We start from the raw sequence: 22,661 nt of genomic DNA on the forward strand, positions 1-22,661 counted from the left end.
ATATCGACGCACCGCGATGCGTCGGACCCTCCCCGCGGGTTGCGTCATCATGGACGGATGACGGATGCCCGGACGACGCGACTCACCCTCGCGCGCCGGTACCTGTCCGCGTGGATCGGGTTCTCGGCCGGCGGACGGTTCAGTCAGGCGCTGGCGACCGCGATCGTCCTCTTCGCCTTCGGCGAGCCGACGGTGCGGGTGCTCGTCGGGAGCGCCGGCACCTGGGCCGTCCTGGTCACGCTCGTCGTCCTCGCCGGGCTCAGCCTGCTCGGGCAGCGCTACCGCATCGAGTGGCACGGCGTGCTGCCGCTGTCCCTGCTCGCCTTCATCGGGTACTGCGGGCTCAGCGTGCTGTGGAGCGAGTACTCCTGGGTCGCCCTCCGCGGGTTCGCCGAGACGCTCGGCTTCGTCGGGCTCGGGCTCTACCTGGCACTCGGCCGCGACCTCGTGCAGGTCATCCGGGCGTGCGGCGACGCGTTCCGGATCCTGCTGGTGGTCGCGCTCGCCCTGGAGGTCCTCTCCGGCCTGGTCATCGACGTCCCGTTCCCCGCGTTCGGCATCCACGGCGACATCGCGTACGGCGGCCCGATCCAGGGCATCGGCGGCACCCGCAACGTGATGGGCTTCATCGCCGCGACGGCACTCGTGACCTTCGTCGTCGAGTACCTCACCCGATCCGTGCCGCACTGGCGCGCGATCGGCTCCACCGCCCTGGCCGTCGTCACACTGATGCTCGTGCAGTCCCCCATCACCGGGCTCGCGATGATCGCCCTCACCGTCGCCGCCCTGGCGATGTGGTCCCTCCGGCGGGCACCGGCCACGTCCCGCCCGGTCATCAACACCGTCCTCGGGGTGTTCGTCCTCGCCATCGGGACGGTCCTGGTGGTCGCCCGGAACCGGGTCCTGCCCGAGATAGGGGCCGCCGGTGGGACGTCCACCCGGCTGGCGCTCTGGTCCCAGATCCGCGACTTCATCGAACAGCACCCGGTGCAGGGCTGGGGCTGGGTCGGGTCGTGGCCGAGCGAACCCGTCGTCCCCTACGTCACCTTCGTGGACCCGGCCGGCGTCCGGTTCACATCGGGCCTCGACGTCGTCGTGGACGCATGGCTGCAGGTCGGGTTGGCGGGCATGCTGCTGCTGGTCGCCGCGGCCCTGCTCGCGTTCGCCCGCGCCTGGGTCACCGCCACGACGTACCCGGGCGTGGCCTACGTCTGGCCCGCCGCGGTCCTCGTGCTGCTCGGGGTGACCAGCGCCGCCGAGAGCACCCTGCTGCACGGGGCCGGACTGATGGTGTTCGTGACCGTGCTGGTCGTGTCCGCTCGTCGGCGGTCCTGGCGCCGACGGCTCGAGCGCCCCTAAGCTGCTCGTGGCCGCGAGGCCAGCCAGGTCGTCAGGGGGACGGCCGTCGACCCGGAGGAACGCGATGTCGCGCCTGCACCACCTGTTCGTCCTCGGCCTGGGCATCGTCCTCGTCGTCACCGGCCTCGTGGTCGTCGCTCCCGGAGCGGCCGAGGCCGCCGCACCGACCACCGGCCGCTACTTCCCCGTCGCCACCGCGCGCGCGTTCAGCGGCACGGTCGGCACGACCCCGAAGGTCGTCACGATCGCCGGGCGGAACGGCGTCCCGGCCGGTGCGACGGCGGTCGTCCTCAACGTCGAGGTCGACGTCCCCACCCGTGCCGGGTACGTCCGGGTCACGCCCGCCGGGTCCGACCCCAGCGTCGCCACCCAGGAGTTCCGGGCCGGCCAGACCATCTCGAACCTCACCACCGTCAAGTTGACCGGCGGCAAGGTGCAGACGAAGCTCTCGGCCGGGTCCGCGACCGTGCACTTCGACGTCTCGGGGTACTACGGCTCCGGAGCGGGGTCGACGTACACGCCGGTCGACGCGGCGCGGGTGTTCGCGGGGTCGAAGGTGGGCACGAGCCCCGTCCGGGTCCCGCTCGCCGGCACCGGCGGCGTGCCGTCGAACGCCACCGCGGTGGCCGTGAACGTCGCCGTCGAGCAGCAGACCGCCGACGGGTACGTCCGGGTCACCGCTGCGGGCAAGGACCCCTCGGTCGCCGCGCAGGTCTACCAGCGTGGGACCGCCGTGTCGAACCTCGTCGTGGTGGGGCTCACCGGTGGCGCCGCGCAGGTGAAGGTCTCGCGGGGCACCGCGACGGTGTTCATGGACGTCGTCGGGTACTACTCCCCGTCCACCACCGGCTCCGTCTTCGTGCCGGTCGACACCGTCCGCGTCGCCACCACCGCGGTGTCCACCACGCCCCGGACCGTCCGGGTCACCGGGACCGCCGGCGTCCCGGGCACCGCGACCGCCGTCGTCGCGAACGTCGAGGTCTCGGCCCCGACCGCGACCGGCTACCTCCGCGTCACGCCGTCGGGCCAGGACGCCCGTGTCGCGACCCAGGACCACGTCCGCGGGCAGGAGATCTCGGCCCTGACCATGCCCAAGGTCGTCGGCAGCAGCGTCGACCGCCGGGTGCAGGCGAAGGTGAGCGCCGGCACCGCGACCGTGTTCGTCGACGTCTCCGGGTACTTCCTCGACGGCAGTTCCGGGTCGGGCTTCGGCGCGGACATCTCCTCGCCGCAGTGTGTCGCGCAGGGCTCCGCCGCCATCTCCGGCTCGGTCCCGTCGGACCAGGCGTTCGGCGTCGTCGGCGTCAACGGCGGACTGGCGAACCAGACGAACAGCTGCCTCGCCCCCGAGCTGGCGTGGGCCGCCGCATCCCGTGGCGGCACCAGCCAGCCGAAGGTGCAGCTCTACGTGAACACCGCGAACCCCGGCAGCAAGGCCAGCGTCTGGCCGAGGAGCAACACCATCCCCGGCGGTCCGACCGTGCGGAACCCCTACGGCACCTGTACGGGCGGGTTCGACAAGCCCTGCTCGTACGTCTACGGCTACACCCGGGCCTACGAAGACGCGACCTCCCGTGGCATCACGTCGCCGTCCGCGTACCGGTGGTGGCTCGACGTCGAGATCGGCGGCCCCACAGGTGGCACCTGGCAGACCGACACGGCGCAGAACCGCGCGGACCTCGAGGGGATGACCGCGTACTTCTCGGGGATCGGCGCGCAGGTCGGTCTCTACTCCACCAGCTACCAGCTCGGGCTCGTGACAGGTCCGGTCCCGTCCTCGAGCTCCCTGTACCGTCTGCCGAGCTGGGTCGCCACCGGGGCGTCGTCGCCGGCCGTCGCACAGCGAGCGTGCTCCGGTTCCCCGCTGACCGGCGGCGGCAAGGTCGTCATGACGCAGTACGTCGCGGGCGGGATCGACCGGAACGTCAGCTGCGTCTGACCGGTCGACGTCGGGTGCGTCAGCGCTCGGTGGTCGGGAACGCACCCCGCCGGACGGTGGCGCACCCGAGCGTCACGTTCCACCCCTGCGGTGCCTGGTCGAACCGGTACTCCGTCGCCCCCTCGGCGCAGTGCCGACGGGCGGCGCGGTACTCGGCCGACCAGCTCGGCGCCCCCGTGCGAGCGCTCTCGCCCGGCAGCGCGCGCCATCCGAGCAGCCCGACGAGCAGTGCCAGGACCACCACACCGGCAGCCGTCGCCGCACGGCGCCGCACCCGCAGGAGGCGCTCGGCGGCGAGGACGACGACGCCCAGGACGAACATCGACGGCACGGCCGCGTACCGCAGGTAGCCGGCGGCCGCGAGCAGCTCGACGCCGTGGTGCGTGAAGTCGATCCGTGGCGTGGGGTTCACCGCCAGGGCGACGCACCACACCAGCGGTGAGGCGACCACGAGCGCGACCGTCAGGGTCCGGAGCGTGCAGAGTCCGTCGTCGCGCCGCCACCGGCCCCACAGCGCGACCACCACGGCGGCGGCGACGGCGAGGGCCAGGACGACGAGCAGCACCGGCCCGACCTGCACGAGCCGGGTGACCGCGGGCCCGACCCGCGGCCAGACGATGCTGAGCAGGGGTTCGAGGAACCACCCGCGGACGACGTCGAGGGGCTGCTGGGCCACCGGGACGCGGACGCGCGGCACCAGCACGGCCGTGGACAGCTGGACCACGAGGCCGAGGAGCAGCGCCCCGCCGATCGGCCACGACCGCCGGTGCCGGACCCCGAGCAGCAGCATCGGGACGAAGAACAGCGCCTGGATCTCACTCATCGCGACGACGAACGCGACGAGCGCCGGCAGCAGCGCGCCGCGGGTGCTGCTCGGCCGGACGAGCAGCAGCAGCGGGACGAGGAACAGCAGGAACGAGTGCAGGTTCGCGGTGTTGCCGAGGACCTCGAAGGCGACGACCGGGGTCAGCACCGGCACCAGGGCGAACAGGACCCGCGTGGCGGGGTGCTGCAGCGCCTCCCGGGTCCAGACGGCCGCCCCCGCGGCGGCGAGGCCCACGACGAGGCAGCAGAGCAGCGTGACCATCCGGGCGTAGTCCGGGACCGGCACGGCGGTCGCGAGGTCGGTCAGCAGGCGCGGGACGAGCTGCTGGTAGCCGTCGTACGGCAGCACCAGCGACACGAACGGCCCGGAGTGCAAGCGCTGGGTGAGGAACACCGCGGCGTCTTCGGCCCACAGCGTGTTCCGCGCGCCGGGCAGGAGTCGGAACCAGGCGAGCCCGGTCGCGACGGCCCCGACGAGCAGCGGGAGGAGGGCACCTCGACTGCGCCGGGCGGCCCGCGACAGTGCGGCGAAGCGATCGGCGGGCCCGGCCGGCTCGGCGACGAGGGAGCTCATGGCGACATGATGTCGGAGCACCACCCGGGTGAGCGAACCCGCAGGCTCGCGCACTGCAGGCCAGAGTGGGTCAGAGCAGGTCAGCGCCGACGGGACCCGCGCCCGAACCGGCGCTGCAGGCCCCACTGCGTCGTGCGGAGCATCGCTTCGACCACGATCGCCTGGCTCATCTTCGACACCCCGTGCACCCGGTCGCGGAACCGGATCGGGACCTCCACGATCGTGCCGCCCAGGTCGTGCACCCGCAGCGTCATGTCGACCTGGAAGCAGTAGCCCTTCGAGTCGATCTCGTCCAGCGCCATCCGCGCGATCGCGTCGGCGCGGTACACGCGGAAGCCTGCGGTGATGTCGTGCACGTTCAACCCGAGCATGATCCGCGCGTAGGCGTTGCCGCCACGGCTCAGCAGTTCACGGTGCTTCGGCCAGTCGACCACCGACCCACCGGCGGTCCACCGCGACCCGATCGACAGCATGACCCCGTCGGCCGGGTCCGCGTCCGCCACGGCCGCGATCAGCGCCGGCAACCGGTCCGCCGGGTGCGACCCGTCTGCGTCCATCTCGACGAGGAACTCGTACCCGCGCTCCAGTCCCCAGCGGAACCCCGCGACGTAGGCGGTGCCGAGACCGAGCTTGCCGGACCGGCGCAGCAGGTGCACGCGGTCGTCGTCGGTCGCGCGGGCGGCCACCAGGTCGCCGGTGCCGTCCGGGCTGCCGTCGTCCACCACGAGCACGTGCGCCTCCGGCACCACGCCGAGCACGCGGTCCAGGATGTCCGTCACGTTCTCGGCCTCGTTGTAGGTCGGGACGATGACGAGCGTGCGGGGGGAAACGGATTCAGCCATGGTTCTCTCTACGGTCTCGGACGAGCACGGACGTCACCCGCCCGGATGCCGGGCCCCTCATCGGTCCGGCGCACCGGACGCTGCCGTCCGACCTCGCGACATCGTACGGTGTCGCGGCCCGGTTGCCGTCCCGAGGGGCCGGGGTGTCTGATCGGAGACACAGCGTCCGGATCGCCGGACACAGCGCGGTCGCCAGACTCGGTCCGATCGCCAGACACGATGTCCGGTCGCGATTCACGGTGGTCGGAGGAACAGCCGTGCCCGCCCGCAGGAGCGGACGGGCACGGTGACACGGAGCGTCGGACGGCTCAGCGGACGACGACCGACTTGCAGCCGAGCGCGGTGCCAGACGACCCGGAGGCGTCCACCGCCGTGGCGCACACCTGGTGCGTCCCGGCGGTGGCCGTGATCGTCGTCGTCCACCCACGCAGGCGTCCCGCGGTCGGGTGGGCGCGTGCCACGTCGGCGCGGACGGCGCCGGTCTGGACGCGGGTGGCCTTGCCGTCGACGGTCACGTCGACCGGGATGAGCGCCGTGGTGTCGGCGTCCCAGGCCCAACCGGACACGGCGATGCCGCCGCTGACCGCGGTGGCGCTGTCGAACGCACCCACCGGGGCGGAGCCGACCTGGACCGTCGCGCACTTGAGCGCCGGGTTCGTCGTGCCCGCGCCGGCGTTGATCGCGTAGACGCACACCTTGTGGGAACCTCGCTTCGCGGCGACGGTGGTCGAGAACCCGTGCGCTGCGCCGTAGACCGGGAACACCTTCGCGATGTCCGAGCGGCTCTGGTTCGCGCTGATCCGGCGTCCGACACCGTCGACGTAGACGTCCACGGAGATCGGGCTGGTGACGTCACCGTCGACCGTCCAGCCACGGATCGCGATGCCCGCGGCGGTCGGGGTCATCGAGTCGACCGAGCCGGTCGGGGTCGAGCCCGGAACGCGCACCGAGCGGCACGCGGCGAGGAGCTTGTCGGCACCGGGTCCGACGTTCACACCGGTGACGCAGACCGAGCGCGTCCCGCCGGCCGCGGGGACCGTGACGTCGAAGCCGTGCTTCGCCCCGGCACCCGGGTAGGCGCGGGAGACGTCGGACCGCGACGCCGACGCGGTCACCGTGGTGGCCTTGCCGTCGACCGCGATGCGGGCCTTGATCGACGTCGACTTCTTGTCCGGGTCGATCGTCCAGCCGTTGACCCGCAGGCCGCCGGGGACCGCGGTGACGCCGTTGACGGCACCGAACGGGGCCGCCTTGATGACGGTGACGGTCTTGCAGCCGAGGCTCTGGCTGCGCAGGCCGTCGGTCCCGAGCGCCGTGACACAGACCTTCCGGGAGCCCGGCGCGGCCGCGATGCTGGACTTGAAGCCGTGCGCGTTGCCGAAGCCGGGGTGTGCCCGGCCGATGTCCGGGCGGGACGCCGATGCGGTGATCCGGGTGACGGTGGAGTCCACGGTCACGTCGACCTTGGTCGAGGCCTTGTCGGTCGGGTCGATCGCCCAACCGTTGACGGTGACGCTCTCGGCGCCACCGGTGACGCCGTCCAGGCGCCCCTGGGGCTGGGCGTTCGAGGTCGGCGAGCCGAACCAGTCCGTGTACATCCGCCAGAAGTTGCGGTTGCCGTACGCCGAGCACGAGTCACCCGTGCCGTAGAGGTTGTTCAGCGCGGCCGTGTTCGGGGTGTACGGCGTGTAGTAGTACAGCGCGGCGGTCGCCTTGTTCTGGACCGAGACCGACTTGGTGCCGCAGGAGGTCGGCACGTTGTACTGGATCTGGCGCACGCCCGGGTTGAACCAGGTGAAGTAGTTGCTGGTGCCGGCGGGGTTGCCGTAGCGCTTCCACTGCCACGCGGACCAGTAGACCTGGTTGCCGACGCCGGCGTAGGCCGGGTCGCAGTGGCCGCCGACGTTGTCGGGGCAGGCGTAGCCCATCGCGCGCTCGAGCCGGGAGGCGGAGGGGTTGCGCGCGGTGGCGCCGCTGACCAGGGTCTGCTCCTTCTGGAGCGTCACGAGGATGACCTTCGGGCTGATCGAGCAGGCGGCAGCGACGCGGGAGATCATCACCGCGGCCGAGAGGTTCGACCCCCCGGTGACGGCGCGGCACATCGGGTCGCTGCCGCGGGAGTTCATGCTGAACCTCCCGTTGCTGAGGCAGGAACTCGACGCACAGGTGCCGACCTGGGTCGTGAGGAACGACTGGATCTGCGCGGCGCTCATCGAGGCGCCGTCGTAGAAGTTGGCGTCCGAGATGATGTTGCCCGCCGAGAACGACGATCCCGTCACCGCGGACGCGGAGTCCTGGGCGGTGTTCGGACCGGACAGCTGGAAACCGACCAGCACACTCGCGAGCGCGAGCATGCTCGCGATGATGGCGACGACCTTCTTCACGTCGTGGGGCCTTCCGTTGGCGTCGACGGGGTTGGGTGGCGTGCGCGATGCGCTCTGCGCAGTCGGTCGACCCCTGACGAACGGCCGGTGCACACGGGTCACATCAGGCTACCTGGATCACAGTGATCACACAGCCCCCAGTCCTGCCCCCGAACGGGAGGCCCGACTCACGCCCGTCGCGTCCGCTCCGGACCGCGGCCGCCAGCGTCCGGCACGCCTGAGCATCGGTTCAGGCAGTCGACTCGAGTGACGCCTCGACCCGGCGACGGACCGCCGCACCCACGCCGTCGCCGCGCCGGGCGCGACGGGCGTGGCGGAGGACGGCAGGAGCCTCCCGGCAGAGCCGCCACCACGCGGCCGGCGTGAGCTGCGCCGACGACGGCCGCAGCAGGTCCCTGACCAGGCGACCCGCGGTCCGGACCACGACCCGCAGGGCGAACCCGGCCGAGGCGTTCCGCAGCACGACGGCCAGACGGTTCCGCATACTCTGCGAGCGGACCAGGGGTGAGTCACTGCCGGAGCTGGCCGCGTGCCGGTGCACGACGACCGCGTCGGGGGCGTGCCGGACCTCGTAGCCGGCGAGGCGGAGGCGCCACGCGACGTCGAGGTCCTCGTAGTACATGAAGAGGGACGGGTCGAAACCGCCGACCTCGTCGAGGGGCTCGCGACGGAGGAACGCCGCACCGCCGGAGAAGCCGAACAGCGGCGTGGCCTCGGGCCCGTCGTCGAGCGGGCGGAGCCAGTCGCGGTCGCGACCGTTGCCGGAGCGGTCCAGCACGACGCCCGTGCCGTTCACCAGGGTCTGACCGACCTCCGCGCGTCGCCAGCGTCGACCGTCGGGTGCGACGAGGTCGTCCGCGGACCGCGGGTCACCGGCGGGGACCGGGGCGAACCGTCCTTCGAGGACCACCGTGGCGGCGACTGCCGCGACCCGTGGCCCGCCCGCCGCGAGGACGGCGAGTCCGCGGTCGAGGAACCCGTGGTCGGCCACCGCGTCGTTGTTGAGGAGCACGACGACCTCGCCCGAGGAGGCGGCGATCCCCCGGACGACACCACCGGCGAACCCGGAGTTGGTGGGCTCCGGCACCACGACGACGTCCGGCAGGTCCGCGCGGTACGCGGCGACCGTGGCGTCGTCGGCCTCGTTGACGACGAGCACCACCTCGACCGACGCGTCGACCCGCTGGGAGAGCACGGACTCGACGGCCCGGCGGGTGAGCTCGGGCTGGTGCCAGTCGATGATGACCACGGAGACGTCCACGGCGTCAGTCTCCCATCTCGCCTCTTCCGGGTCAGGGGTGTCCGGAGATCGCGTCGGTATAGTCGTACCCGCCTTCCGCAGGCACCTTCGCCAGCCGACGTATGGAGTCCGTTCCGTGTCCACCTCCGCGCCCCGCGTGTCCGTCGTCGTCATCAACTTCCGAGGGACGGACGACACGCTCGAGTGCATCGCCCGCCTCAGCGAAGTCGACTGGCCGGCGGACCGCCTCGAGATCGTCGTCGTCGAGAACGGCTCCGGCGACGACAGCGAACAGCGGCTCCGGGCCGCGCTCGGTGCCCAGTCGAACGTGAAGATCATCGTGTCGGCCGAGAACCTCGGCTTCACCGGCGGCAGCAACCTCGGTGCACGTGAGGCGAGCGGTGACGTCGTCGCCTTCCTCAACAACGACGCCAAGCCGGACGTCAACTGGGTGAAGGAGGGCATCGCCGGGTTCGCCCCGAGCCCCCGCGTCGCAGCCGTCGCCAGCAAGGTCCTCGACTGGGAGGGCAAGACGATCGACTTCGTCGAGTCCGGCCTCAGCTGGTTCGGCATGGGCTACAAGAACCACATCGCCGAGCTCGACGACGGCCGCTTCGACGAGCCGCAGGACCTGCTGTTCGGCACCGGCTCGGCGCTGTTCGTCCGCCGCGACGTCTTCCTCGAGGTCGGTGGCTTCGACGAGGGCCTGTTCATGTTCTACGACGACGTGGACCTCGGCTGGCGCCTCAACCTGCTCGGCTACCGCGTCCGGTTCGCACCGCGGTCGGTCGTCTACCACAAGCACCACGGCTCGATGAAGTCGTTCGGCGACCACCGCGAGATGTACCTGCTCGAGCGGAACGCCCTGCACCTGCTCTACAAGAACCTCTCCGACGAGAACCTCGGCGTCTTCCTGCCCGCCGCCCTCGCCCTGCTCGCCCGCCGCGCGGTGGCGAAGAGCGGCCGGGACTCGGAGGAGTTCGACATCCGTCGCTTCACCGGCGCCCCGGACGAGTTCGACCCGACCACCCCGATGTCGAAGGAGGCGGTGGCCGGGCTGTACGCGCTCGATCAGTTCGTCTCCGACCTCCCCCGCCTGTCGGAGGAACGGCGACGCATCCAGGGGCAGCGCGTCAAGACCGACAAAGAGGTCTTCCGTCTGTTCGGCGACGCCTTCAAGCCGCTGTTCGAGGACGGCTACTTCCTCGAGGGCTACCAGGCCATCATCGAGGCGTTCGACGTCGAGCAGCCGATGCACCGCACCCGCGTGCTCGTCATCACCGGCGACGCCCTGGGCGCCAAGATGGCCGGCCCGGGCATGCGGGCGTGGAAGATCGCCGAGGCCCTCAGCGAGCACAACGACGTCCGCCTGGTGACCTGGAACGTCGCGAACCGCAAGACCGACCGCTTCGAGGTGTCCCGCGTCCCGCTCCAGCACGAGCGCGCCATGCGGGAGCACGAGGAGTGGGCCGACGTCATCTTCTTCCAGGGCTACGCGCTCCACCACTTCCAGACCCTGCAGAACTCGAACAAGGTCATGGTCGTCGACCTGTACGACCCGATGCACCTCGAGCAGCTCGAGCAGGCGCGCGACAACGGCGACGTCGGCTGGCGCAACCAGGTGACCAGCACGACCGAGGTGATCAACCGCCAGCTCGAACGCGGCGACTTCTTCCTCTGTGCCTCCGAGCGGCAGCGGCTCTTCTGGCTGGGACAGCTCGCCGGGGTCGGTCGGATCAACCCGGACAACTACCTGGCCGACGACAACCTGAAGAAGCTCATCGCCATCGCACCGTTCGGCATGGACTCCACCCCGCCGGCGCACGAGCGCAAGGCCATCCGCGGCGTCACGCCCGGCATCGGCGAGGACGACAAGGTCGTCATCTGGGGCGGCGGCATCTACAACTGGTTCGACACCCCGTCGCTGGTGCGCGCGATCGCCAAGGTCGCCGAGACGCACGACGACATCCGCCTGTTCTTCCTCGGCGTCGCGCACCCGAACCCGGACGTGCCGGAGATGGCGATCGTGTCCGAGACCCGCCGTCTCAGCGACCAGCTCGGTCTGACGAACAAGCACGTGTTCTTCAACGAGCAGTGGGTCGCCCTCGACGACCGCCAGAACTACCTGCTCGAGGCCGACGCCGGCGTCTCGACGCACTTCGCGCACATCGAGACGACGTTCTCGTTCCGCACCCGCATCCTCGACTACATGTGGGCGAACCTGCCGATCGTCACCACCGACGGCGACAGCTTCGGCGACCTGGTGGCGGCCGAGGGCATGGGCGTCGCGGTCAAGGAGCGCGACGTCGACGGACTCGCCGCTGCGCTCGAGTCGATGCTGTACGACCCCGAGGCCGCCCAGGCCGCCCGCGACGCCGTGAGCCGCGTCCGGTCCGACTTCACGTGGGAGCGGGCGCTCGAACCCCTCGTCGAGTTCTGCAAGGACCCGCACGTCGCCGCCGACCGCGCCCACGAAGCAGCGGTCCCGGCCGGCTCCGTCGCCGCGGCCGGACGCCCGCGCGTGCAGCTGAGCCCGGCCCGGCAGCGCGAGCTCCAGTTCCACCAGATCGCGAACAGCCGGCACGGCATCTCGCGCGACGTGCGCCTGGCCACCTGGTACCTCCGCGAGAACGGCGTGACCGGGCTCCGGGACAAGGTCCAGAACCGTGTGCGCATCATGCGGGAGAGCAAGAACGGGCGCTGACGTCCGGCGACCCCCTGTGGCCGCCGATGTACAGTTGTCCGTCGCCCGCGTCGAATGTGAGGAAACACCTTGAGCAACATCGTCACCGAGCGGTTCGATCGGCTCCGCCAGGAGCGGATGATCCCGGCCGGTCGCCCGGCCACCGCCGTCATCGGGTCGATCCGAGAGGTCTTCGCGCACCGGCAGCTGCTCGACCTGCTGATCCGTCGTGACCTGAAGTCCCGGTACAAGGACAGCGCGCTCGGCTTCGCATGGACGCTGATCCGTCCGCTCGTGCAGCTCGCGATCTACTACTTCGTCCTGGGCCAGATCCTCGGCGCGTCCCGCAACATCCCCGAGTTCGCGATCTACGTGTTCTCGGGTCTGACGCTCTACGGCCTGTTCAGCGAGATCGTCGCGTCCGGGACGGCGTCGATCGTCTCGAACGGCGGGCTGATCAAGAAGATCTACCTGCCGCGTGAGATCTACCCGCTGGCGAGCGTGGGCGCGGCGCTGTTCAACTTCGGCGTCCAGCTCGTCGTGCTCCTCGCCGCCGCGATCCTGCAGAGCGGCTTCGCCTGGGTGCGGCTCGACCTGCTCTACTTCTTCCCCGCGACCCTGGTGATCCTGATCTGGGCCACCGCGTTCGCACTGCTGCTCGCCGCGGCGAACGTGTACCTGCGCGACATGCAGTACCTGGTCGAGGTCCTGGTGCTCCTGCTGATGTGGGGCTCCCCCATCGTCTACGCCTGGCAGATGGTCGCGACGCGGGCACCGGAGTGGCTCCTCACGCTCTACACGTCCAACCCCATCACGCTGGCCGTGCTCGGCATCCACCGGGCCTTCTGGACCGCGGGCCCCGACTCGGAGTACCCGGCACACCTGCTGCTGCGCCTGTGCGTCGCCGGGCTCGTCGGCCTCGTCGCGCTGCTGCTGTGCCAGCGTGTGTTCGCCAAGCTGCAGGGCAACTTCGCCCAGGAGATCTGATCCGATGACCATCGACGCCAACCTGACGCAGGAGACCCGCTCCCCGTTCTCGGACGCCCCCGCCGTGGTCACGGTGAAGAACGTCTCGAAGCGCTTCACGATCCGCAAGGACAACTCCCTCAAAGAGCGCATCGTCACGCTCGGTCGCGCCGGACGCCGCCACAGCGAGGACTTCTGGGCGCTCAAGGACATCAGCCTGGACATCCCGGCCGGCACGACGATCGGCCTGCTCGGCCCGAACGGCTCCGGCAAGTCGACGCTGCTGAAGACCATCGGCGGCATCCTCGAACCGACCACCGGGTCCGTCGAGCGGCGCGGTCGCCTGGCCGCGCTCATCGAGCTCGGCGCCGGCTTCCACCCCGACCTGACCGGTCGCGAGAACGTGTACCTGAACGCCGCGATCCTCGGCCAGACGCAGGAGGAGACCGAGGCACGCTTCGACGACATCCTGCAGTTCTCCGGCATCGGCGACTTCATCGACACCCAGGTGAAGTTCTACTCATCCGGCATGTACGTCCGACTCGCCTTCGCGGTCGCGATCAACACCGACCCGGACGTCCTGCTCGTGGACGAGGTCCTGGCCGTCGGTGACGAGCAGTTCCAGAAGAAGTGCCTCGACAAGATCCGCGAGTTCCAGGCGCAGGGTCGCACGATCATCCTGGTGTCGCACTCCCTGGGACAGGTGCAGGAACTCTGCGACTCCGCCGTCGTGCTGCACCACGGCGAGGTGAAGTTCCAGGGCTCCGCGCGCCTGGCGGTGAAGAACTTCCGCGAGATCCTCGAGGGCCGCCGCATCGCCGAGGCCGAGGCCGCGCACCCGGAAGCGGACGCGAACCCCGGCAAGGTCGAGCACGTCGAGCTCTCGATCCCGGGCCGTGCCCCCGGCGCCGAGCACCACCACGGCGACGACCTCGTCATCCGCGCGACGTTCTCGCACAAGGACGTCCTGCCCGAGTGGCGTGCCGGCATCAAGATCGAGAACCACCTCGGCAACCCGGCCTTCGGCATCGACAGCCGCCAGACCCAGGTCCGGCACGACCCGCTCCGTGGGACGGCGACGGTCGAGTGGCACCTCAGTGACCTGCGCCTGGGCGGTGGCCAGTACTTCGTGCACGTGTTCCTGGCGAAGACGAACGGCGAGCACATCGTCATGGAGCGCGAGGCCGCCCGCTTCGTCGTGGTCGACGAGGACACGCAGTCGGGGATCGCCTGGACGAAGACCACCGAGCGCCAGGTCAAGGGCTGACGTTGGGCGGACTCCCGGTGCTGGTCGACGCCACGTCGATCCCACCGAACCGCGGCGGCGTGGCCCGGTACATCTCCGGGCTCCTGGCCGGGCTCGACGAACTCGGCGAGCACGTCGACGTGGTGGCGAAGCCGGGCGACGTCGAGTGGCTCCGCGGCCTGGCCCCGGGACACCGGTACCACGCCGCTCCGGGCTGGACCGCCTCCCGGCCGCTGCGCCTCGTGTGGGAGCAGACCGGCCTGGTCGCCCTGACCCGGCGGGTGGGAGCCGCGGTCCTGCACAGCCCGCACTACACGTTCCCGGTGATCCGGGCCTCCCGGACCGTCGTCACCCTGCACGACGCGACCTTCTTCAGCGACCCGGCCGCGCACTCGACGCTCAAGGTGCGGTTCTTCCGCGCGTGGACGCGACTGGCCCGCCGTCTCGCCCGGGCGACCGTCGCGCCCAGCGCGGCGACCGTCCGCGAACTCGACCGGTTCGCCGGCCGACCGCGTCGCGCGACCGTCGTCGCGCACCTCGGCGTCGACCGCGCACTGTTCCACCCGCCGACCGACGCCGACCTCGCCGCCTTCCGCGCGGCGCACGAGCTGGCGGCGGACGCCGAGTGGATCGCCTTCCTCGGCACCGTCGAACCGCGCAAGCGCGTGCCGGAACTCATCGCGGCACACCGGGCGCTCGGCGCCGAGCGGTCCGACGTCCCCGCGCTGCTCGTCGCCGGCGGGCTCGGCTGGGACGAAGCTGCCGAACGCGAGCTGACGGCTGCTGGTGACCGTCCGGGAGCACCGCTGCGCCACCTCGGGTACCTGCCCGTCGACGAGCTGCGGGCGCTGCTCGGCGGGTCGCGCGTCGTGGCCTACCCGAGCATCGCGGAGGGCTTCGGCCTGCCGGTGCTCGAGGCGATGGCCTCCGGTGCCGACGTCCTGACCACCGACCGCCTGGCGATCCCCGAGGTCGGCGGCGACACCGTCACGTACACCGAGCCCGACGCCGGCCCCATCCGCACCGCACTGGCCGGACTGCTCGACGGCGACCCCGCCGACCGGGCCGACCGGATCGCGCGCGCACGCCGGCGATCCGACGGGTTCACCTGGGCCGCCTGTGCCCGCGCGCACCTCGGGGTGTACCGGTGAGCGGCGAGGCCGCGGCACGCGCGGCGATCGTCACCGTCTCCTACAACTCCGGCGACGTCCTGCCGGCGTTCCTCGCCTCCGTGCCCGCGGCGAGCACGGACGCCGTCCCGGTGGTCGTCGCCGACAACGACTCGGCCGACGCCGACGCGCTGCGTGCCGTGACCGAGGCCGCCGGCGCCCGGTTCCTGGCACTCGGTGAGAACCGCGGCTACGGCGGCGCCGTGAACCGGGCGGTCGCCACGCTCGACCCGGCCGTGCGGTGGGTCCTCGTGTCGAACCCCGACGTCGTCCTCGAGCCGGGCGCGCTGGACCGGCTCGTCGCCACCGCGGAGAGCGACCCGGGCATCGGTGCCACCGGTCCCCGGCTGCTCGAACCCACCGGCGAGGTCTACCCCTCCGCCCGCCTCGTGCCGTCCCTCCGCACCGGCCTCGGGCACGCGGTGTTCGCGAACGTCTGGCCCGGCAACCCGTGGACCCGGCGGTACCGGCAGGACGGCGAGCACGACGGGCAACGAGACGCCGGGTGGCTCTCCGGGGCCTGCGTCCTGGTGCGCCGCGACGTCCTCGACCGGCTCGGCGGCTTCGACGAGGGCTACTTCATGTACTTCGAGGACGTCGACCTCGGCTGGCGCATCGGACGACTCGGACTGCGGAACGTGTACGAGCCCGCCGCGACCGCGACCCACATCGGCGGGACCGCGACGCAGGGGTCCTCCGAGCGGATGCGCCGCGCACACCATGAGAGCGCGTACCGCTTCCTGGCACGGAAGTACCCGGCCTGGTGGCTCTGGCCGCTCCGGCTCGTGCTCCGTGCTGCCCTCGCTGTGCGCGCCCACGCCACGAAGACCCGCTGACACGGTATCGTCGCTCGATCCGACCGCCTCCCCCGGCGACCCTGAACCCGGAAGAGCCCCACCCATGACCCTCGCTGTCACCCTGATGGTCCGCGACGAAGCGGACGTCGTCCCGGCCTGGCTGGACCACCACGTGGCCCAGGGTTTCGACGTCTTCGTCATCACCGACAACGGCTCGGTCGACGGGACCACGGAACTCCTCACCGCCTTCGCCGCGCGCACCGACGTCACCGTGGACCTCCGGCACGACCCGGTGCACCGGAAGCAGCAGGGCACCGTCGTCACCGGGATGGCCCGCGACGCCGCACGCACGCACCACGCCGACTGGGTGGTGAACGCCGACGCCGACGAGTTCATCCTGCCGATCGACCGCTCCCTGACCGTGCGCCAGGTGTTCGAGCGTCTGGACCCGGCGGTCGGTGCCTTCACGGTGCCGGTGGTCAACATGACCGGGATGCTCGCCGAGTCCGGCGGTGGCGTCGAGCGGTTGCACTGGCGTGACGAGCGATCGGTGCCCGAGCTCCAGGCGATCGGGCTGATCGGCCCCCCGAGCACCAACGCCGTACACGTCGGGGACCCCGACGTGACGGTCGTGCAGGGCAACCACCAGGTCAGCGTCGCGAACGGCGCCCCGGTGCCCGACGGGCTCGAGCTCGAAGTCCTGCACCTGCCCTGGCGGTCCTGGGCCCAGTACGAGCACCGGGTCGACGTCAGCGGCCGGGCGTACGAGGCGAACCCCGACCTGACCCCGAGTCCCCGCCACCACGGCATGCGGGACCTCCACCGCCTGCGGGAGGGCGTGCTGCAGGCGACCTTCGCGCTGCGCTTCGTCACCGACGAGGACGCTGCTGCAGGGCCCTTCACCCGTGACGACGGCATCGCCGACGTGCTGCGCTCGGTCGGGTCGACCGCCCTGGACACCGCACCGGACCCGGTCGTGCCAGAGGCCGAGCTGCGGCGCCTGCAGGCCGTCGGCCACGCGGTCGTCGTCCGTGACCACCGGATCGAGACGCTCGAGGACGCCCTCCTCGCGAGCGAGGAGACCGCCGAGATGCTGCGGGCCACCGTGCAGTTCGAGCGGGACCGCGCCGAGGCCGCGCTGCACCGGGCGGCCGGGCTGGAGTCGGAGCTCGCCGCGATGCGCGGGCGTCGAGCCGTGCGCTACGCCGACAAGGCCCAGGCGATGGCGCGCCGCCTCCGTCGACACTGAGCGGTCCTCGTAGCCGGTATCGTCGTCGGGTGCAGTTGACTCTCGAGGCCCGTTCGCGTCGCGTCCTCACCCCGGTCGTCGCCGCCGCCATCACGGTCGTCGTCGCCCTCGTGACGTTCGTCCGGATCCCCGAAACGGCACGCAACACGATGTGGGCCGACGACGCGTCCCGCTTCGTCGGTGAGAACATCCGGGTCGGTCTGCTCGAGTCGCTGGCGATACCCTACGGCGGGTACTTGCAGTTCGTCCCGCGAATCGGCGGGTGGCTGGCGCTCCGCGCCGGCGACTTCTCGGGGCTGGCCAGGGACGTCACCATCGTCTCCTGCGGCATCGCCGGGCTCTTCGGCGCCCTGGTGTTCGTGCTCTCGGCGCAGTTCGTCCGCCACACCTGGGTCCGGGTGCTGATCGGCCTGGTGCCGGCGTTCGTCCCGACGATCCCGATGGAGACCGCGGGCAACCTGGCGAACCTGCACTGGTACGTCCTGGTCGCCACGCCGTTCCTGTTCGCGTTCGTCCCGCGCCACTGGGTGTCCGGCGGTCTGCTCGGGGTCGCGGCGCTGCTCATGACACTGTCCGAGACGCAGACCCTGCTGTTCGTGCCGCTGCTGCTCATCGGCATCAACCGGGTCCGGAAGTCGCCGGTGGTGGTCGGTGCCGTCCTCGGGCTCGCGACGCAGCTGATCTCCCTGAACCTGGCGCCCCGGACCGGGCGCAACGACGTCGACCTCGGCCTCTCCGACATCGCGGGCGGCTACCTCGTGCAGCCGTTCGCCAGCACGTGGACGACCGACGCGGCCCGCGTCGGCTCGATCGTCTTCCGGCACGGTTGGTGGGTCCTCGCGGTCCCCTTCGCGGTGGTGCTCCTGGTGGTCGCCGTCGGGTTCTGGCGGGGCCTCGCACCGCAGCGCATCATCCTCGGCTCGTTGGTGGTCGGATCGGCGGCGTCGTGGGCGGCGCCGCTCATCATCACCCCGTCGACCGGGTTCCTCTTCGCGCACTACACGCTCGAGCAGTTCGGCGAGTTCCACGTCGTCCGCTACACCGCGATCGCGTCGATGTTCATCATGATGGCGCTGCTCGTCGTCGTCGACGTGGCGGCCGGCACCCGGTGGTCCCGACTGCCCCGCTGGACCGGTCCGGCCCTCGGTGGCGTGGTGACGGCGACGCTCGTCGTCAGTGCGGTCGTCAACTTCACGGTGCCGTGGTCCACCCGCGACGTCGGCCCGCTGTTCAGCGACGGCGTGGTGACGGCGACCGAGCAGTGCGTCGGCAAGCCCGCCGACACGACGATCCTGATCCCGGCAGCGCCCAACCCGAACTGGAAGCTCGCGGCGTCCTGCGCCTACGTGCAGCGCTGACCGTCAGACGCCCCGGTGCCGGCGCACCGCGTCGAGGAGCACCTCGGCCCGGCGGACGAACGCGTGCTCCGACCCGACCCGCGCCCCGCGTGCGGCCCGGTCTGCGGCCGACGCGGTCTCCCCCTGCCGGACCAGCTCCCGGAGTTCGTCCACGCCCCGGTAGCTCCGGACGGCACCGTGGAACAACTCGTCGACGCCCGGTACCGGGTCGGTGAGCACGAGCGCCCCGGTGGCGGCGGCGTCGAACAGCCGGTTGGACACGAACCCGTCGCGGGCCATGTCGTCCCAGTGGTCGTTGAGCACCACCCTGGCGCTGCGGTACAGCGACGGCAGCGCGTCGTTCGCGATGAAGACCCCGCGGTGCACCCCGTCCGGCAGCAGCCCCTCCCACCCCTCGCCCCAGACGGCGAGGTCGAGTCCGGCGGCCACCGCGTCGCGCACCACCGGGCGGAAGACCTCGCGGGTCTTGCCGACGAACGCGGTGTCGAGGTCGGCGTACTCCGGTGCGGCGGACCCCGGGTGGAACCGGGCCGGGTCCGTCGCCTGCAGGAGCGGTGCCACGTCGAGGCCGGTCTCCGCGGAGACCCGGGCGGCCCACACCGGCCCGGCGGCGAAGCGCAGGTCGTAGCGGGCCAGTTCGTCCGCCGACACGAGGTCGGGGTGCGAGATGACCCAGAGCACGTTCGTCGCTGCGGGGTGCACCGGGGTGTCGTCGAGGCCGCGGAGCGTCAGCGCGACGTCGTCGAGGTTCTCGGACGACGGACGGACGTGCGACTCGCGGTGGTCCACGACGACCTCCTGCCCGAGCGACCGCAGCGCCGTCGCGAGGTCGCGCGCGAAGAAGGTGTCACCCCAGTCGTCGCCACCGGGTCCCGGGTGGGCCGCGATCCGGATCGACCAGCGCAGTCGGACACCGCGGTCACGCAGCGCCAGCCGTTCGGGGCCGCGTTCGGCGCGGACGACGGGCTCGCGGAGGGCGACGGGGGCGCCTGCCGGGTCGGCGGTGGGGACGCCCGGTACGAGTCCGGCGCGGGCGAGGGCCACAGCCGCGCTGTCGTCGGTCCGCGTCCGCCAGTGCACGAGGGCCGATGCCGCATCCGTGTCGTAGCGCCGTTCACGGAGCACGCTCGTCCGGTACACCCGTCCCAGTGCGACGGCGACGCAGGGCCCGTCGGCAGCGTCCGCACTGTCCCGCGTGAGTCGCGCGATGGCGGTCCGGGTGTCGACGGTCCGGACCGGCAGTGCCAGGTCCCGGGTGCGGACGGCGAAGCAGGGCTCGTCGGCGGCGAACACCTCGGCACCGTCGAGCAGGTCCGCGTCCTCGGCGGGGTGGCCGCGCAGCAGGGAGGCAACCGGGGCGGTGCCGCGGACCAGCACGGCTCCGGCGCTGGCGACGAGGTCGTCACCGGTCCGGACCACACCCACCGCGACGGCCGCGCGGTCGAGTGCCGCCGTCAGGGTCGCGTACCCGCCGACGGGGATCGCCACAGACGCGTCCTGCACGACGACGACGGCGCTGCCGAGGAGCGGTCGCGCCGCAGCGACGGCACCGCCCCAGGTCGCCGCGACGGTCGCGCGGGCGACGACGTGGTCCGCCCCGGCGACGACCGGCGGGTAGACGCTCGTGGGCCCCGCGTGCACGTCGTACACGCTGACGACCACGGTCGCGGCACCGGCGTCCCGCGCGGCCCGGACGGCCGGCAGGTGGGCGCCGTCACGGAACGCGGGTTCCGCCACCGTGACGACGACGTCGACGCCGTGGTCACCGGCTCGTGCAGGCCCGGTGACCAGCGACGTGTCGACTGGGAGGCGCGGCTCGTCCGGGTGCGTCGGCACCGGTCCCGCCGGGGTCGCGTCGGGTGTCGATGGGGCACCGTCAGTCGCCGACGGGCTCGCGCCAGGGCCGTCGGACCGGCCGAGGAGCCGACGCCACCCGGGCCGGGCCATCGTCAGCCGCGCAGCAGGTTCTGCAGGTAGACGCCGTAGCCGCCCTTGACGAGCGGTGCGGCGAGGTCGGCGAGCTGCGTGTCGTCGATCCAGCCGTTGCGCCAGGCGATCTCCTCGATGCAGCCGATCTTGAAGCCCTGCCGGTCCTCGATCACCTTCACGTACTCGGACGCCTGCATCATCGACTCGAACGTGCCGGTGTCGAGCCAGGCGGTGCCACGGTCGAGGACCTGCACGCCGAGCTCCCCCGCCTCGAGGTAGCGCTCGTTGACGGTCGAGATCTCGAGCTCGCCGCGGGCGCTCGGCTCGATGGTCTTGGCGATCTCGATGACCTTGTTGTCGTAGAAGTACAGACCGGGCACGGCGTAGTTCGACTTCGGCTCCGCCGGCTTCTCCTCGATGGAGACGGCGGTGAAGTCGTCGTCGAACTCCACGACGCCGTACGCCTTCGGGTCGGCCACGTGGTACGCGAAGATCGTCGCGCCCTGCACCTCGGTGTTCTTGCGGAGGTTCGTACCGAGCCCGGTGCCGTGGAAGATGTTGTCGCCGAGGACCAGGGCCACGCTGTCGTCGCCGATGAAGTCCTCACCGATGACGAACGCCTGGGCCAGCCCGTCCGGCGACGGCTGCACCGCGTACTGGATGTCCATGCCGAGGGCCGACCCGTCGCCGAGCAGCGCCTTGAACTGGTCGTTGTACTCCGGCGTCGTGATGATCAGCACCTCGCGGATGCCGGACATCATCAGCGTCGACAGCGGGTAGTAGACCATCGGCTTGTCGTAGATCGGCATGAGCTGCTTGCTGATGCCCTTGGTGATCGGCCAGAGGCGCGTGCCGGAGCCACCGGCGAGGATGATGCCCTTCATGGGGGTGCGTCCTTACTTCGTCGTGGTCCGGAGGGACTCGGTGTAGGCGAGGCACTCCTCGAACGTGGGGAGCAGCCCCTGCTCGGCGGCCTGCTCGAGGGTGGGCGCGCTGGTGTCCTTCTCGGACAGCACCGGCTCGCCGATGCCGTCGGGCAGTTCGAGCCCGACGGTGGGGTCGAGGATGCTGATCCCCTTCTCGCGCTGGGGGTCGTAGTGCGCACTGACCAGGTAGTTCACCGTCGACTGGTCCTCGAGCGCGACGATGGCGTGACCGAGCCCCTCGGACAGGTAGACGGCACGGCGGTCGACGTCGTCGATCCGGACGGAGTCCCACTGGCCGAACGTCGGCGAACCGACGCGGATGTCGATGATGTAGTCGATGAAGGCTCCGCGGACGGCCGTGACGTACTTGGCCTGGCTCGGTGCGACCAGGGCGTAGTGGATCCCCCGCGCGACGCCGCGCGACGAGATCGACATGTTCACCTGACGGAGGTCGAGCGGGTGACCGACGGTCTCCTCGAGCACGTCCGCGCGGTAGGCCTCGAGGAACGCGCCCCGGGCGTCACCGTGCTGGACGGGGGTGAACTCCCACGCGCCTTGGATCTTCAGTTCTCGGATCTGCACCGGGGCAGCCTAGCAAGACGGCTGCGCTCAGAGGCCGAGGGCTCCTCGCCAGTCGCCTTCGGCCGTCACGAGCCGCTCGGCACGCACGTACGACCGGGCCTGCGCCACCCGGTCGTCGGCCTCCCGGAAGGCGGTCCGCAGTGCCTGCTGCCACGCGGCCGGCTCGTTCGGGGCGAGCAGACCGCCGTGCGCGTCGATGCCGGCGTAGGAGGGCCGGTCCGAGGCGACGAACGGCAGCCCGAGCATGCTGACCTCGAGGAACTTGAGGTCGCTCTTGGCGTCGTTGAACGGGTCGTCGGTGAGCGGTGCGACCCCCGCCGACCAACGGTGCGCATTGTCCCGGAGGAACGCCACGAACTCGGGGTAGTGCGTCGCCCCCTCGGGCAGGTCCAGGCGGTCGAACCAGTCGGCGTCGGAGTCCGTCACACCGACCACCTCGAGGCGGACCGCACGCCCGTCGTCGTCCACGAACCCGTCGAAGGCGGGCCGGAGGAGCGCCAGGTCGTCGCCGTGCGTCGCGGACCCCATGTAGAGGACCCGGCGGGGGCCGGTCGGGTCCTCTACATGGGGTCCGCGACGCACGGCGACGACCT

At 71.6% G+C, this 22,661-nt stretch carries 17 protein-coding genes; 9 read left to right on the forward strand and 8 right to left on the reverse strand.

Annotated elements, in window-relative coordinates:
• The first annotated feature begins 57 nt into the window (after window positions 1–57).
• Window positions 58–1,359 (forward strand): exopolysaccharide production protein, encoded by a 1,302-nt coding sequence (locus QL987_RS10075; protein WP_290157518.1) that lies wholly within the window; start codon window positions 58–60, stop codon window positions 1,357–1,359.
• Window positions 1,360–1,423: 64 nt separating this feature from the next.
• Entirely contained in the window at window positions 1,424–3,298 is a 1,875-nt protein-coding gene (locus tag QL987_RS10080; RefSeq protein WP_290157519.1) for a hypothetical protein, read from the forward strand.
• A gap of 19 nt (window positions 3,299–3,317) precedes the next feature.
• Here the strand turns inward: QL987_RS10080 and QL987_RS10085 are convergent, their stop codons facing one another.
• From QL987_RS10085 to QL987_RS10100, 4 genes are all read right to left on the reverse strand, one after another.
• Complete coding sequence (locus tag QL987_RS10085; RefSeq protein WP_290157521.1) at window positions 3,318–4,697, reverse strand: hypothetical protein; 1,380 nt, start codon at window positions 4,695–4,697, stop codon at window positions 3,318–3,320.
• A gap of 80 nt (window positions 4,698–4,777) precedes the next feature.
• Window positions 4,778–5,539, reverse strand: a complete 762-nt coding sequence (locus QL987_RS10090; protein ID WP_290157523.1) for a polyprenol monophosphomannose synthase — start codon at window positions 5,537–5,539, stop codon at window positions 4,778–4,780.
• A gap of 308 nt (window positions 5,540–5,847) precedes the next feature.
• Window positions 5,848–7,923 (reverse strand): hypothetical protein, encoded by a 2,076-nt coding sequence (locus QL987_RS10095; protein ID WP_290157524.1) that lies wholly within the window; start codon window positions 7,921–7,923, stop codon window positions 5,848–5,850.
• Between the two features lie 229 nt (window positions 7,924–8,152).
• Window positions 8,153–9,184: a glycosyltransferase family 2 protein gene (locus tag QL987_RS10100; protein WP_290157525.1), complete on the reverse strand. Its 1,032-nt coding sequence runs from the start codon at window positions 9,182–9,184 to the stop codon at window positions 8,153–8,155.
• Window positions 9,185–9,299: 115 nt separating this feature from the next.
• Here QL987_RS10100 and QL987_RS10105 point away from each other — a divergent pair, with 115 nt between their 5' ends.
• The 7 genes from QL987_RS10105 (at window position 9,300) to QL987_RS10135 (ending at window position 18,631) form a co-directional block, all read left to right on the forward strand.
• On the forward strand, window positions 9,300–11,867 hold the full coding sequence (locus QL987_RS10105) for a glycosyltransferase (protein ID WP_290157526.1): 2,568 nt from the start codon (window positions 9,300–9,302) through the stop codon (window positions 11,865–11,867).
• Window positions 11,868–11,936: 69 nt separating this feature from the next.
• Window positions 11,937–12,833, forward strand: coding sequence for an ABC transporter permease (locus QL987_RS10110; protein ID WP_290157528.1), 897 nt, complete (start codon window positions 11,937–11,939; stop codon window positions 12,831–12,833).
• A gap of 4 nt (window positions 12,834–12,837) precedes the next feature.
• Entirely contained in the window at window positions 12,838–14,079 is a 1,242-nt protein-coding gene (locus QL987_RS10115; RefSeq protein ID WP_221849647.1) for an ABC transporter ATP-binding protein, read from the forward strand.
• 2 nt (window positions 14,080–14,081) lie between these two features.
• Window positions 14,082–15,209 (forward strand): glycosyltransferase family 1 protein, encoded by a 1,128-nt coding sequence (locus QL987_RS10120; protein ID WP_290157530.1) that lies wholly within the window; start codon window positions 14,082–14,084, stop codon window positions 15,207–15,209.
• Window positions 15,206–16,063, forward strand: a complete 858-nt coding sequence (locus tag QL987_RS10125) for a glycosyltransferase family 2 protein (RefSeq protein ID WP_290157531.1) — start codon at window positions 15,206–15,208, stop codon at window positions 16,061–16,063. Before QL987_RS10120 ends, QL987_RS10125 begins: the two co-directional genes overlap by 4 nt.
• 64 nt (window positions 16,064–16,127) lie before the next feature.
• Window positions 16,128–17,273 (forward strand): glycosyltransferase family 2 protein, encoded by a 1,146-nt coding sequence (locus QL987_RS10130; RefSeq protein ID WP_290157533.1) that lies wholly within the window; start codon window positions 16,128–16,130, stop codon window positions 17,271–17,273.
• 29 nt (window positions 17,274–17,302) lie between these two features.
• Window positions 17,303–18,631, forward strand: coding sequence for a hypothetical protein (locus QL987_RS10135; protein WP_290157534.1), 1,329 nt, complete (start codon window positions 17,303–17,305; stop codon window positions 18,629–18,631).
• Window positions 18,632–18,634: 3 nt separating this feature from the next.
• On the opposite strand, the gene QL987_RS10140 is transcribed toward QL987_RS10135, so the two are convergent.
• From QL987_RS10140 to QL987_RS10155, 4 genes are all read right to left on the reverse strand, one after another.
• The gene (locus QL987_RS10140; RefSeq protein WP_290157536.1) at window positions 18,635–20,467 is read right to left on the reverse strand and encodes a glycosyltransferase; all 1,833 of its coding nucleotides are present in this window, start codon (window positions 20,465–20,467) and stop codon (window positions 18,635–18,637) included.
• A 113-nt stretch (window positions 20,468–20,580) separates the two neighbouring features.
• A complete protein-coding gene (rfbA, locus tag QL987_RS10145; RefSeq protein WP_111074238.1) occupies window positions 20,581–21,444 on the reverse strand; it encodes a glucose-1-phosphate thymidylyltransferase RfbA in 864 nt (287 codons plus the stop codon).
• Window positions 21,445–21,456: 12 nt separating this feature from the next.
• Window positions 21,457–22,068, reverse strand: coding sequence for a dTDP-4-dehydrorhamnose 3,5-epimerase (rfbC, locus tag QL987_RS10150; protein WP_111074239.1), 612 nt, complete (start codon window positions 22,066–22,068; stop codon window positions 21,457–21,459).
• Window positions 22,069–22,095: 27 nt separating this feature from the next.
• The coding region (locus tag QL987_RS10155; RefSeq protein ID WP_290157539.1) for a glycosyltransferase at window positions 22,096–22,661 on the reverse strand (566 nt) is incomplete at its 5' end.

This window comes from Curtobacterium sp. APC 4022, from assembly GCF_030407555.1.
GTDB lineage: Bacteria > Actinomycetota > Actinomycetes > Actinomycetales > Microbacteriaceae > Curtobacterium.